This window comes from Roseateles oligotrophus (assembly GCF_014204525.1).
Classification (GTDB): Bacteria; Pseudomonadota; Gammaproteobacteria; order Burkholderiales; family Burkholderiaceae_C; genus Paucibacter_A; species Paucibacter_A oligotrophus_A.
This window is the reverse complement of the sequence record NZ_JACHLP010000004.1, coordinates 46772-59757: the sequence shown is the minus strand read 5'-3', so window position 1 is coordinate 59757 and position 12986 is coordinate 46772. Positions and strand designations below refer to the sequence as shown.

The 12986-nt window shown below is 65.8% G+C and carries 15 protein-coding genes; 12 read left to right on the top strand and 3 right to left on the bottom strand.

From position 1 onward, the window contains the following. Positions 1 to 152 precede the first annotated feature (152 nt). The 4 genes from fliS (at position 153) to HNP55_RS10395 (ending at position 2249) form a co-directional block, all read left to right on the top strand. A complete protein-coding gene (gene fliS, locus HNP55_RS10410; RefSeq protein WP_184298970.1) occupies positions 153 to 584 on the top strand; it encodes a flagellar export chaperone FliS in 432 nt (143 codons plus the stop codon). Between the two features lie 49 nt (positions 585 to 633). Further along, positions 634 to 933 (top strand): flagellar protein FliT, encoded by a 300-nt coding sequence (locus HNP55_RS10405; RefSeq protein ID WP_184298968.1) that lies wholly within the window; start codon positions 634 to 636, stop codon positions 931 to 933. A 63-nt stretch (positions 934 to 996) separates the two neighbouring features. Continuing rightward, positions 997 to 1773, top strand: a complete 777-nt coding sequence (locus tag HNP55_RS10400; RefSeq protein WP_184298966.1) for a flagellar brake protein — start codon at positions 997 to 999, stop codon at positions 1771 to 1773. After that, complete coding sequence (locus tag HNP55_RS10395) at positions 1770 to 2249, top strand: Tfp pilus assembly protein FimT/FimU (protein ID WP_184298964.1); 480 nt, start codon at positions 1770 to 1772, stop codon at positions 2247 to 2249. The genes HNP55_RS10400 and HNP55_RS10395 overlap by 4 nt, the downstream gene beginning before the upstream one ends. 111 nt (positions 2250 to 2360) lie before the next feature. Here the strand turns inward: HNP55_RS10395 and HNP55_RS10390 are convergent, their stop codons facing one another. Together HNP55_RS10390 and HNP55_RS10385 are read right to left on the bottom strand one after the other, a co-directional pair. Further along, on the bottom strand, positions 2361 to 2606 hold the full coding sequence (locus HNP55_RS10390) for a DUF2281 domain-containing protein (protein ID WP_184298962.1): 246 nt from the start codon (positions 2604 to 2606) through the stop codon (positions 2361 to 2363). 547 nt (positions 2607 to 3153) lie between these two features. Then, positions 3154 to 3381, bottom strand: a complete 228-nt coding sequence (locus HNP55_RS10385) for a hypothetical protein (RefSeq protein ID WP_184298960.1) — start codon at positions 3379 to 3381, stop codon at positions 3154 to 3156. Positions 3382 to 3913: 532 nt separating this feature from the next. Between HNP55_RS10385 and HNP55_RS10380 the strand changes: the two genes are divergently transcribed. After that, complete coding sequence (locus HNP55_RS10380) at positions 3914 to 4468, top strand: antitoxin Xre/MbcA/ParS toxin-binding domain-containing protein (protein WP_221439547.1); 555 nt, start codon at positions 3914 to 3916, stop codon at positions 4466 to 4468. Next, on the top strand, positions 4465 to 4941 hold the full coding sequence (locus HNP55_RS10375) for an RES family NAD+ phosphorylase (protein WP_184298958.1): 477 nt from the start codon (positions 4465 to 4467) through the stop codon (positions 4939 to 4941). Before HNP55_RS10380 ends, HNP55_RS10375 begins: the two co-directional genes overlap by 4 nt. A gap of 139 nt (positions 4942 to 5080) precedes the next feature. Here HNP55_RS10375 and fliE read toward each other — a convergent pair whose 3' ends face one another. After that, complete coding sequence (fliE, locus tag HNP55_RS10370; RefSeq protein WP_184298956.1) at positions 5081 to 5404, bottom strand: flagellar hook-basal body complex protein FliE; 324 nt, start codon at positions 5402 to 5404, stop codon at positions 5081 to 5083. Between the two features lie 246 nt (positions 5405 to 5650). Here fliE and fliF point away from each other — a divergent pair, with 246 nt between their 5' ends. The 6 genes from fliF to HNP55_RS10340 all read left to right on the top strand — a co-directional run bounded on the left by fliF (position 5651) and on the right by HNP55_RS10340 (position 12914). Continuing rightward, positions 5651 to 7351, top strand: a complete 1701-nt coding sequence (gene fliF, locus HNP55_RS10365) for a flagellar basal-body MS-ring/collar protein FliF (RefSeq protein ID WP_184298954.1) — start codon at positions 5651 to 5653, stop codon at positions 7349 to 7351. 47 nt (positions 7352 to 7398) lie between these two features. Continuing rightward, positions 7399 to 8394, top strand: a complete 996-nt coding sequence (fliG, locus tag HNP55_RS10360) for a flagellar motor switch protein FliG (RefSeq protein ID WP_184298952.1) — start codon at positions 7399 to 7401, stop codon at positions 8392 to 8394. Between the two features lie 15 nt (positions 8395 to 8409). Continuing rightward, entirely contained in the window at positions 8410 to 9207 is a 798-nt protein-coding gene (locus tag HNP55_RS10355) for a FliH/SctL family protein (protein WP_184298950.1), read from the top strand. 288 nt (positions 9208 to 9495) lie between these two features. Then, positions 9496 to 10878 carry a flagellar protein export ATPase FliI gene (gene fliI / locus HNP55_RS10350; RefSeq protein WP_184299717.1) on the top strand — a complete coding sequence of 461 codons (1383 nt, stop codon included), beginning with the start codon at positions 9496 to 9498 and terminating at the stop codon, positions 10876 to 10878. Positions 10879 to 10955: 77 nt separating this feature from the next. After that, a complete protein-coding gene (fliJ, locus tag HNP55_RS10345) occupies positions 10956 to 11426 on the top strand; it encodes a flagellar export protein FliJ (protein ID WP_184298948.1) in 471 nt (156 codons plus the stop codon). A 24-nt stretch (positions 11427 to 11450) separates the two neighbouring features. Next, complete coding sequence (locus HNP55_RS10340; RefSeq protein WP_184298946.1) at positions 11451 to 12914, top strand: flagellar hook-length control protein FliK; 1464 nt, start codon at positions 11451 to 11453, stop codon at positions 12912 to 12914. Positions 12915 to 12986: the final 72 nt, after the last annotated feature.

Genomic DNA, 12986 nt, shown 5'->3' with positions numbered 1-12986 from the left:
AGGCCGAGATCCCCCGCCAACGCCCAGCGCGCCGCCCCGGCCCGCTGGGCGTTTTGCATGCAGCAGGCGCGGCAAATTCCCGCCTCCGCCGCCTCAAGTTTGTCGCCCCCAGGCCGAAAACAATTCAAGACGGACAAACTGGGAAACAACACATGTACGGCAACACCTCATCCCCTTTCGCGGCACGCGGCCAGAAGGCTTCGATGTATAGCAAGGTGGGCCTGGAAACCGACGTACACGGCGCCAGCCCGCATCGCCTGATCGCCATGCTGTTCGACGGCCTCTTCGATGCCATGAACCAGGCCCGGATCGCCATCCAGACCCAGAATCTGGAGCTGAAGAATCGCAGCCTGATGCGCGCCGTGCGCATCCTGGACGAGGGCCTGAAGGCCGGCCTGAATCTGGAAGCCGGCCCACTGGCCACCGACCTCAACGATTTGTACGCCTATATCTGCATGCGTTTGACTCGCGCCAATCTGCACAGCGATGCCGAGGCCGTGGCCGAATGCCAGCGCATCCTGACCCCTGTTCGCGAGGCTTGGACGGCCATCGGCAGCAAGCCCGAGTTGCAGCGCGCCGCCTGATCAAGGCCACCAGCCCAAACACTCAACACAGTCTCCTGCGGAACTAGCGATGAACACCCAACTCCTGAGCTATTACGAAGCCATCGAACAAGCCAGCGCCGACATGCTGTGCGCCGCCCGTTCCGGCAACTGGGATGAAGTTGTCAAACTCGAAGGCGCTTGCGTGCTGCTGATCTCGCAGCTCAAGCATGCGGCCACGAGCGAAAAGCTCGCCCCCGACGAGGCCAAGCTGAAGACCCGCATCATGCAGCGCATCCTGGTCAACGATGCCGAGATCCGCCATCTGGCCGAGCCCTGGCTGGACGATCTGGACCGCGTCATGACCGGCAAGAGCAAGACCCTGCACTGAGCCTGCCTTGAGCTATCCTCACCCAGCCCAGGGGCCTATATCAGCGCCCCGGCCCAACCCCCGATGAGCCGCTTCAACAGCCCCTTCCAGCCCGCATCGCCCGAGGCCTCCGATCCGGAAGCCTCGGGCGATTTCCGTATCCAGGGCAGCGCCGAGGTGCTGGTCCTGCTGCAGGCCTTGCAGGAGCAGCAGATCCCCATCACGCTGAGCACGCCGGCAGGCCTGTCGATGCAGAGCTGCCTGAGCGCCGTGGACGGCCAGTTCGGCGCCCTGGGCTTTGATGTGCATCCCGACGACCCGCTGCTGCCCGACTTGCTCAGCGCCGAGGAGGTCACGGCGGTGGCCTATCTGGACCAGATCAAGCTGCAGTTCGAGCTCGAAGGCCTGCTGCTGCTCAGCAGCCAGGCCCTGGCCCGCGGCGCGGTGCTGCGCAGCCCCATGCCGCAGCGGCTTTACCGCTTCCAGCGCCGCCAGTCCTTCCGCGTGCGCCCCAGCAGCCGCACGCCGCAGCTGCGCCTGCCCCACCCGCATGAAAGCGGGCAAGAGCTGCAGCTGCGCATCCTGGACCTGAGCCTGGGCGGCCTGGCCCTGCTCTGGCCGGCCGGGCTGGAGGCCCCCGAGGCCGGCAGCGACATCGCCAGCGCCCGCATCGAACTGGACCGCGAAACCCGGTTTGAGGCCGGGCTGCGGGTCCAGAATCTGCGCCCCGACGCCGAAGGCGGCCTGCTGCTGGGACTCAACTTCGCCCGCATCGACAACGAGGCCGAGCGCCTGCTGCAGCGCTATATCGACCAAGTACAGAAACTGGGCCGCCTGCTGCGCAAAAAGCTCTCGCCATGAGCCAGCAAGGCTTCACCCTGCTGGAGGCGGCGGTGGTGATTGCCATCACCGCCATCCTGCTGGCCGTGGCCGTACCCAGTTATCACAACTTGCTGCAGCGCCAGCAACTGCGCCTGGCCGGCGAAGCCCTGGCGCAAGACATGCGCATGGCGCGTGAGCTGAGCATTCGCGAGAACACCACCGTCTACATCAGCTACAAGCCCGGCAAGCAATGGTGCTGGGGCCTGAGCCGCGGCCAGGCCTGCGACTGCGCAGCGCAGGTCTGCTCGATCAGCCGCATGGACCAAGAGCACTTCCCCCATGTGCTGCTGGACATCGCCCAGGACGCGGCCTTCTCGGCCGGCCGCGGCCAGGTGGAACAGTTCGGCGACGCGGCCTTCAGGACCGAGCGAGGCCAGCATCTGCGGGTCTCGCTCAATGCCATGGGGCGAGCCAGGCTGTGCGGGCGAGATGCGCCGGAGCGGCAGTCTTGCTGAGGGTATCCCTCAACCCTTGAACCTAATTCAGCAGTTGGCGCGGCAGCGCAGCAGCCCGGCCGAGATCACCTCAGACACGAGCAAATTCGTGTCGAGAACCAAGCGCATCGCTCAAGCCTCTTGCTGAGATGCCCGCCGTTCGCGCCTTGCGGCCTGAATCTCGTCCTCGACTTCGTCCTCGGTGATGGCCGGCAAGGCCAATGCAACCAACCGTGCCAGCCCGTCGCTGAGCCGCTGCGGCGCTGCCGCGCGTTCCTCGCGCGCGGCCAGGAACGCCACAAAGTCCAGCACCTCGGCGACGCGCTTGGGCGGCAACTGTTTCAGCCGCTCGATCCATTGAGATTCGATGGGCGTCATGGCATCACCTTGTTGTGACTATGCCCGCTTGATCGCGACCGGCCCTGCTATGCGAGCACAGTCTGCAACGGCTGGATGACAAATAGTTGCTGCGCCCTGGGCTGCGCACTGATGCCCGCCATGTTGCCGGCCAGCAGCGGGGTCCGGCCGCGCTGGGTCCGTGCCGCCCTGCACCGCGCCGCCACCAGTGCGACCCGACAAAGCCGATCCGAGCACGGCCACGAACCAGCAGTAACGCGACAAAACAACTCACATCACGCAGTCTGCGCAACACTTGCGCAGACCGCAGGCAAAAAACGCTGCCCGGCAGGAGGCCAAGCCCGCATCATTGACGCCAACTTGACAATTGACCCTTCGCTGCAGTCGGGCCATGGTCCATCCAGTTCGCCCTCGGCCACTCGATCCCTCGGATCAATCTACAGTGGACATAACTCATCATCTGAATGCCACCAGCGGTCCTGTCCTTACTCGTTAGATATCGCTAGACAAAGGCCACGAGAACTCTATCGGTTGACGAGTTTGCACCAAGACTTACCTTGATCGAGGCTCAGAGATCGGTTACATCAAAGTTGTCGGACACCCATTGCGAGAAGTGCTGTCCTTGAAGAACATTCAGCACTGATGCGCTATCGGAAACCAGGATTTCCACGCGATAGCCCGATGGCAGGCGCTGAATATCACTGACTCGCATGTCAGATGTGTAAAAGCTCTCTGACGGCAGCTTTTGCTCGCAGATGACGATGAGTTCGTTTTTTGTGACTTGGGTTTTAGGCATTGAAGGCTCTGATGAGGGTACTGAGGATCTGGTGATGTCTGACTTGTCGAGCGGCAAACGCCTATTGCCCTAAAAACCCTGTCGGCAAAAACAGGCGGCCGGTATTGGCGCCAGGGTCTTGTCGAGCTTTATTTTTTTCATCAACTGTATTTTTACACAGCATCAAAAGATTGGCATTTGCAGCATCGATAGCCGGCACTATAGCCCGCCGACAAGGCTCATGAGTTCCGAACCAAGGGGACCACGATGGCAGTGAACGCTGATGTCTTGTGTACCCTGAGCCTGCCGCCATTGAAGGAGGGCATGGGGTGGCTGTCTAGTCACCGCAGAGCGTTTGGTCGGCTTGCGGTGAAGCAGCGTTGATAAGCTCATTCTGCAGAAATACAGCGCAGCGCAGTGACCCCGTTCGATCTCCCTGGCTGGGTGACGCCTGCGGTGTAGAGGGCGTTAACTTCCCTACCAGTCGAGGCAATCGGGCTGACTGGATCGATGTACCATTTGCCCTGTTGAAATCAGCCATTTGGAGCCAGCCATGCCGGCGCTACAAAGTCATCCCGCAACCCGCGGCAAGGCTCGGTCAGCCAGTGACTTTTGGGTCGTCTCTGTGAAGGGGCGGCAATCGGACCCCCGTTTTCGACGCAGCGCATTCAACGATCTGGTCGGCCGCGTGATGAGTTCACCCGGCGTGGCGCTGTTTGATGCCGTGGAGGTGGGGGTCCCCACCTACCTTGTCGATGTGATCGCTGGCGCGACCGGCCTGGCCGCCTCCAGCGTCATGGACATGATCGGGGTCTCAGCGACGACATTCCGGCGCAAGGACGGCGCCGGTGATCCGCTGCCAGATGTGGCAGGCCACCGGGTCATGGGCTTTTTGCGCATCGCCGCCACGCTGCGCCGCTTACTCGAAGAGAGTGGCGATCCTGCGCAGTTGCGAGACTTTGATCTGGACGCCTGGCTCGCGCAATGGATGCGGGAAGAATTGCCCGAACTCGGCGGCAAAACCCCGGCCGAGATGCTCAGAAACCATGAAGGCCTGCGCGCTGTCGAGCAGGTGCTTGGGCGCATGCGTGGAGGACTGCCGGCATGACGGTCCACTTGTGGCGCATCGCTTCGGATACGCCCCAATGGACCGCAGACGATCTCGCCGGCAAGGGCGCCGCCAGCAAGGGCTCGCGCTGGAACCACCCGGGTGAACACCTGACGTATGCCGCGACCTCCGTGGCGTTGGCGGCATGGGAGACGCGGGCGCACTTCGGCAAGGGCGCCGGCAAGCTGCCCTGGAATCGATTCCTGGTGCGGATCGACGTGCCGGACGCCGTCTGGGCGGCGCGCCAAGTGCTTACCCGGCCGCCGACGGTGGGCTGGGACGCCATCCCCGAAGGTCTCGTCTCTCGCAATCTCGGTTCGGCATGGCTGCGTCTGGCGGCCACTGCCTTGCTGGCAGTGCCGTCCGTGATCATTGCCGAAGAGGACAACATCCTCATCAACCCCGCGCATGCCGATTCGGCAGGCATCACCGCCACGAAAATCCGCCGCTTTGTGTACGACTACCGCGTGTAGTCAGGGCGTGCCGGCGAGTGTAAGCCAAAGCCTCAGCCACAGACGCCTGTCGGCCTCTGCGCGCGAGCTCAGCCAATTGGCTTGTATCGCCAATTGGCCTTCGGCAGGCACAAGCCCCTTCCGGGCCTTGTGTCCGGCCTCAGACCTGCATATTCATGATCTCGGAATAAGCCGAAACCAGCCGGTTGCGCACCTGCAAGGTGGCTTGAAAACCGAGCTGCGACTTCTGCATCGCGATCATGGTTTCTTCCAGGCTGACGGTGGGGTTGTCCAGCTGCACCTCGCGCTGCAGGCGGCTGGATTCCTGCTGGGCCTGGCTCACCCCCTTCATGGCCTGGGCCATGGCGTCCCCAAAGCTGGCGCCGCCCACCGCCTTGGACTTGGCCAAGGGCTGGCCGTTCAGGCCCAGGCCGGCGCGCGCGGCGGCTTGGGCGAAATCAAACGGTTTGAGCTTCAGATCCATGGTGAACCATCCTTGCCTGGGCAGGCCAGATGCGGGACGCAGGAGTGGCGATGGAGAGAAGTCTAGGGCCAAGCCCCCGCCGCGAAGGAGGGAGATAGGGCCGCTTCCTCGGCTTGTTCGCCGCTTTCTTGAGGGTGCAAATCCGAATAATTCAGTCATCGCGCCACCTTGCCCGTGGCGCCGTGAACAAGCACACGAATTCGCCCGCCTGCCCTCGCATTTCACCGGACACCTCACGGTCAGCTCATGGACAACGCTCTCAGCCCCACCGTCACAGCAGCAATGCCCGTGGCCGCCCCGAACGGCAGCGAGAGCTTTGGCACGCGCCTGGCGGCCCTGCCTCTGCGCAACAAGCTGATGATGGGCAGCGGCCTGGCCCTGCTGGCCGCCGCCGTGCTGGCCATCACGCTGTGGTCCAACCAAGGCGACTTCCGCCCCGTCTTCACCGGCCTGTCGGACAAGGACGGCGGCGCCGTCATTGCCCAGCTGACCACGCTGGGCGTGCCCTATCGCCACGAGCCCGGCGGCACCATCCTCGTGCCCGCCACCCAGGTCTACGATGTGCGCATGAAGCTGGCCTCGGCCGGCCTGCCCAAGGGCAGCACCGTGGGCTTCGAGCTGATGGACAAGACCTCCATCGGCCAGACCCAGTTCAACGAGCGCCTGAACTTCCAGCGCGGCCTGGAGGGCGAGCTGACCCGCACCATCACCGCTCTGGCCGATGTGGCCGATGCCCGCGTGCACCTGGCCATGCCGCAGCAGAACGGTTTCTTTCGCGAGCAGCAAAAGCCCAGCGCCTCGGTCATGCTGACGCTGCGCGGTGGCCGCACGCTGGACCGCGCCCAGATCGCCGGCATCGTGCACCTGGTGTCGGCCTCGGTGCCCGAGCTGGCACCCAAGGCCGTCAGCGTGCTGGACCAGACCGGTGCCCTGCTGTCCAACACGACGGACAACGGCAACGGCCTGGACAGCCAGCAGCTGCAGTACAAGCAGCAGATCGAGGCGAATATCAACAAGCGCATCTACGAGCTGCTGGAGCCGGTGGTGGGCCGCGAGAACCTGCGCGCCACGGTGACGGCCGATGTGGACTTCTCGCAGATCGAATCGACCGCCGAGGAATACAAGCCCAACCAGGGCCAGAACCTGACGGCCGCGGTGCGCAGCTCGCAGACCAACGAGAGCCAGAACGGCACACCGGCCCTGCCCACCGGCGTGCCGGGTGCTGCCACCAACCAGCCGCCGGTGCCGGCCACGGCCCCCATCACCGGCGCCTCGGCCCCGCTGCAGACCGCCGGCGGCACGCCCGGCAACAACAGCAGCCGCCGCGAGGCCGTCACCAATTACGAGCTGGACAAGACCGTGCGAGTGGTGCGTAACGCCACCGGCACCGTCAAGCGCCTGAATGCCGCCGTGGTGCTGAACCACCGCTCCAGCACCGACCCCAAGGGCAAGGTGAACAGCGTGCCGGTGCCGCAGGAAGAGCTGGACAAGCTGACGGCCCTGGTCAAGGAAACCATGGGCTTCAGCCAGGAGCGCGGCGACTCGCTGAAGATCGTCAGCGCCCCCTTCATGGTGGACAAGCAGGACAGCGCGGATGTGCCGCTGTGGAAGCAGCCCGTCGTGCTCGATATGCTGCGCGCCTCCATCGTGCCCCTGGCCCTGGTGGCGGTTGCCTTGATCGCCGTCTTCGGCATGGTGCGGCCGGCCATACGCGCCGCCAACCCGCCGCCGCCGGCCCCCGCCGAAGACAAGGACGCCGAGGGCAATGAGCTCCATGCCGTTGTCGACGACGAGAACCAGTTGCCCGCGCTGGGCCACGGCGGCCTGCCCGCCCTGGAAGCCCCGCTGACCAATGACAAGCTGGAGCGCGCCCGCCTGCTGGCCCGCGAGAACCCGATCGCCGTGGCCAACATCATGCGCTCCTGGATGACGGGCGAAGCCGCTTGAGCGGCGCAGGCCCCAGCCAACCACACTGACCGACGCTGAGAAACTTCATGGACGAATCCGGAGTAGAAGACGCCGCCATTCTGCTGATGTCACTCGGCGAGGAGGAGGCGTCGGAGGTGTTCAAGCATCTGCAGCCCAAGGAGGTGCAGGCCCTGGGCGAGACGATTGCCAAGCTCAAGGTGGTCTCGCGCGAGAAGGTCGAGCAGGTGCTGGTGCGCTTCGACGAGGTGGCCGGCACCCAGAGCACCCTGGTCAGCGATACCGATGAGTATGTACGTTCGGTGCTGCGCAAGGCCCTGGGCGACGACAAGGCCAATCTGCTGCTGGACCGCATCCTGCAAGGCAGCGATGTCTCCAGCATCGAGAGCCTGAAGTGGATGGACGCCACCTCGGTGGCCGAGCTGCTGCGCAACGAGCACCCGCAAATCATCGCCGCCGTGCTGGCCCACCTGGACTTCGACCAGACCAGCTCCGTCCTGCGCGTCTTCACAGAGCGTCAGCGTAACGAGGTACTCGTGCGCATCGCCACGCTGGACGGCATCCAGCCGACCGCGCTGAAGGACTTGAACGAGGTGATGAGCCAGCTGCTGGCCGGCGGCGAGCGCATGAAGAAATCCAATCTGGGCGGCGTCAAGTCGGCCGCCGAGATCATCAATATGCTGGGCTCCAGCGTCGAGGCCTCGGTGCTGGACTACATCCGCGAGGCCGACGCCGACCTGGCGCAGAAAATCATGGACAACATGTTCACCTTCGACGATCTGGAGAAGATCGACGACAAGGGCATACAGGCCGTGCTCAAAGAGGTGCAGAGCGAATCGCTCATCGTCGCCCTCAAGGGTGCCAGCGCCGAGCTGCGCGAGAAGATCCTGCGCAATATGTCCTCGCGCGCCGCCGAGACGCTCAAGGAAGACCTCGAATCGCGCGGCCCGGTGCGCCTCTCCGAGGTGGAGGCCGAGCAGAAGGAAATGCTCAAGATCGTGCGCCGCCTGGTCGACGAAGGCACCATCGTGCTGGCCGGTGGCGGCGACGACCAGTTCGTCTGAGCGCGCTGAAGAATCATGTCCGCCAGCCGTACCCCCCCCCGCCAGGTGCCGCCGCCGCAGCGCGACGCCAACGCGCCACGCGCCAGCAGCTATAGCCGCTTCATCCCGCGCGAAGAGCTGCAGGACTTTGCCGCCTGGAACCCCGACGCCTTGCACGGCGCCATGAACGAGAAGCGCCCTGCGGTCAGCGCGCCCGCCCCGCCACCCACGACCCCGCCGCCTACACCCGAGCCCGAGCCCGATCTGCCAGAGCTCTTGCACGAGGCCCGCCAGGCCGGCTATCAGGACGGCTACCGCGACGGCATGGCCGCGCTCGACGCCTTCAAGCAGAGCTTTGCCAAACAGATGGCCGCCCAGTTGGGCGTGCTGGTGCAGAACTTTGATGCCGACTTCCTCGCCATGGAAGAAGAAATGGCCCGGACCCTGGCGCGCTGTGCCGTGGAGTTGGCCCGTCAGGTGGTGCGCAGCGAGATCAGCCAGCGCCCCGAGCACATCGCCAAGGTGGCCCACGATGCGGTCGAGGCCTTGCAGCTCTCGGCCCGGCATGTGCGGGTGCGCGTCAACCCGGCCGACTACCCCCTGGTGATGGAGGGCGCCGGCGAAGAGATGCGGGCCCGCGAGGCGCAAGTCCTGCCCGACCCCGAGGTGGCACGCGGTGGCTGCAAGGTCGAGTCCGATATCAGCAGCGTGGACGCCAGCCTGGCCGCCCGCTGGCAACAGGCGGCCGCGGCCATGGGCCAGACCTCGCTGTGGGAAGACCGCCGCGGTCAGGCCCAGCCAAGCACCGATGAAGATGCCGAGGGTCAGCCATGAACATCCAAAATCCCTGGCAGCACCCGGCGTTCGCGGAGAAACATGGAATTCAATTTCAACCACAGAGACACAGAGACACAGAGACACAGAGGCCATTCAATTGAATTCCTGGCATTTCTCTGTGTCTCTGTGTCTCTGTGGTCGTCTTTCGGAGTTTTGCTTCTCATGAGCGGCTTTGCGGATCTCGATCTGAACCCCCATGGCCCCGCCACGCCCGAGCCGGGCCTGGACGGCACCGCCCCTCGCTACAACACCCGCGCGGGCCGTTGGCAGCAGTATCTGAACGATATGCAGGCTTTTGCCGGCAACCCGGTGCCGCTGGAATCGCAGGGCAAGCTGGTGCGCGTGGCCGGCCTGGTGCTGGAGGCCACCGGCGTCAAGGTGCCGGTGGGTTCGGTCTGCGAGATCCAGATGCCCAGCTCGGGCGCCAATCCGCAGCGCGGCCTGCGCCCGGTCAAGGCCGAGGTGGTGGGCTTCTCGGGCGACCGTGCCTATCTGATGCCTACCGATGATATTCAGGGTTTGTCCAGCGGTGCCATGGTGCTGCCGCGTGCCCTGCCCCTGATCAGCCCGCAGCTGGGCAAACCCATGCACCCCTGGCGCCGCGGTGAAGACCGCGGCCTGCACCTGCCCATGGGCGATGGCTTGCTGGGCCGGGTGGTCGATTCCCACGGCCACCCGCTGGACCGCGCCGGCCCGCTGCAGATGGCGCATGCCGAGCCCATGGTGCGCCGCCCCATCAATGCCATGGACCGCGACCCGGTGCGCAGCCCGCTGGACACCGGCGTGCGCGCCATCAACACCATGCTGACCGTGGGCCGTGGCCAGCGCCTGGGCCTGTTTGCCGGCACCGGCGTGGGTAAATCGGTGCTGCTGGGCATGATGGCCCGCTACACCCAGGCCGATGTGATCGTCGTCGGCCTGATCGGCGAGCGCGGCCGCGAGGTGAAGGAATTCATCGAAGACATCCTGGGCGAGCAAGGCCTGCGCCGCTCCGTCGTCGTGGCCGCCCCGGCCGATGCGCCGCCGCTGGTGCGCATGCAGGGCGCGCATTACGCCACCGCCATCGCCGAGAACTTCCGCGACCGCGGCCAGCATGTGCTCTTGCTGATGGACTCGCTGACCCGTTACGCCATGGCTCAGCGGGAGATTGCCCTGGCCATCGGCGAGCCGCCGGCCACCAAGGGCTATCCACCCAGCTGCTTTGCCAAGCTGCCCCAGTTGGTGGAGCGCAGCGGCAACGGCCTGGCGGGCGAGGGATCGATCACCGCCTTCTACACCGTGCTGAGCGAGGGCGATGACCAGCAAGACCCCATCGCCGATGCGGCGCGCGGCATTCTGGACGGCCATATCGTGCTCTCGCGCGAGCTGGCCGAGGCCGGCCATTACCCGGCCATCGACATCGAGCGTTCGATCTCGCGGGTGATGACGAATGTGGCGGCCCGCCCGCATATCGAGGCCGCCCGCCGCTGCCGCCAGTTGCTCGCCAAATACAACAAGGCGCGCGACCTGATCCAGCTGGGCGCCTATGTGCCCGGCAATGACTTCGAGCTGGACCTGGCCGTGCGCCTGCACCCGGACATCAACCGCCTGCTGCAGCAAGACATGCACAGCCCGGCCCACTTGAATGAAAGTATTAACCAGTTATCTGCCCTTATTAAGGAAGCTTGAGAACGGCCGATATGCGCGATAACAGGAGGTCGGATGCACAAGCCCCTGCTCCGGCGCTCCCCCCTGGAGTGAGTTTCATGAATTCAGCCAATCTGCAAGTCCTGAGCATCCTGCTGGAGCGCGCCGAAAGCGAGCGCGACGAGGCCCTGCGCCTGTTCCAGGACGCCGAAAAACGCGCCCACCAAGCCCGCCAGCAACATGGCGAGCTGGCCCAATACCGCAGCGACTACCAGCAGCGCTGGGCCCAGCAATTCGCCGCCCGCGGCACCATGGACATCGTCGGCTGCTACCAGAGCTTTGGCGGCCGCTTGGACGAGGCCATCAGCAGCCAGAGCAATATCACCCAGTACGCCGACCAGCGCCTGCTCGCCAGCCGTGACAAATTGCGCCAGGCCGAGATGCGCGTGGCCTCGATCGGCAAGCTGATCGAGCGCCGTCGCCTGGAGATCAACCGCGCCGTCCAGCGCCAGGAACAAAAAGCCTGCGACGAGCAAGCCGCCCGCAGCACGCAGGCCGCCTACAACCCCTTTGTGCGCCTGAGTGCCTGAGCAGGCGCATAGCGAAAGTCAAGCATGAGTACGGTTTCCAGCTCCATCTACGGCAACACCGGCCCACTGAGTCCGCCCGGCTCGTCCACGGCGGACCGAGCCGGCTCGGGCGCGCAGCAGGGCGGCGCGCAGTTCTCCGCCTTGTTGAGCACCTTCAGCCCGCCCAAGCCCAGCCTGCCTCCCAGCGCCCAACTGCCCCCGCCCCTGCCCACACCGGTGCCGCCGCCCTCGCAGACCGCGCAGCAAGAGCGGGCCCATGCCGAGAGCAAGGACAGCGCCAGCAAGGAACTGGAACGCAGCAACAATGCCCGCCGCGAAGCACAGCAGCAAGAAGCCCGCCTGACGGCGCGCCGCAGCCTGAATGGCAGCGGCAATGGCAGCACCGACCGGGTCGGCCGCTCCTCCCAGCCCACCCCGGCCTACACGGGCAAGACGGCCCTGCCCGGTGAAGACGGCGTTAGGGCCGGCGGCGAAGCCGCGGCCGAAGACGCGCAAGCCCTGGCCAGCAGCAAAAAAACCGGTGCCAAGGATGGCAGCGACGTCGCCGCGACCGCGGAAGCCGCTGAGCCCGGCAGCCCTCAGCCCCGCAAACCCGAACTCGATGCCCAAGCGCTACCGCCGCTGAGCGATCAAGCCGGCGGCCGGCCCTCCGGTGGCGCCAGTGGCGAGTCAACGGAGGACGAGGCCAAGAGCGGACTGGCATCGAGCGAAGAAGGCGGCCCGCTGCAGGGCGCCCATCCGGCCCGCCGCGATGGCGCCAAGGCCCTCGATGGCGCGGCCAACACGGCCAGGCCGGCCGCAGGCCAGGGCGGCAGCAGCGCCGCCAGCAGCCTCGACAAAAACGCCGCCGAAGGCATGCAGAAGGCCACGGCGACCGCCTTCGGTCAGTCCCTGCAAGCCGCCGACGCTTCGACGAACGCCGCCCCGGCTTCTGCCGAGGCTGGGGCCAGCTTCAGCGCGGCACTGAGCGCGGCCACGGCAGGCGCGGCGGCCGGCGCCGCCAGGCCCGAGGCAGCGGCAACACCGGCCAGCCATCCGGTCATGCTGGCCCAGCCCCTGCACAGCCCGGCCTTTGTGCCCGAGATGGCGGCCCGCCTGAGCGTGCTGGCGGCCGAGGGCGTGCAAGAAGCCCGTTTGCATCTGAACCCCGCGGAGATGGGCCCGGTGGCGGTGCAGATCGTCGTGGACGGCCAGCAGGCCCAGGTGTCCTTCCATGCCGAGAATGCCGAGACCCGCGCCGTGCTGGAGCGCGGCCTGCCCGATCTGGCGGCCGCCTTGCGCGACAACGGCCTCACCCTCAGCGGTGGCGGTGTGTTTCAGCAGCAGATGAATCAGCCAGGCCAGGCCTCGGCCCAGGCCGGTGAAGAAGGCCGCCGCGGCAGCCGCTCACCAGAGCGCAGCGCGCTGCCGGTCGAAAACCAAGTCAACGGCCTCGGCAGCCCGGTCAGCGCCCGCAAGAGCCAGGGCGTGGTCGATCTCTACGCCTGAACCCCTGCACCAAACGGCAGGCCGGGCCCGGAATTTCAGACGAATGGCGATTTGGCGAGCCCCCGTCCTTCT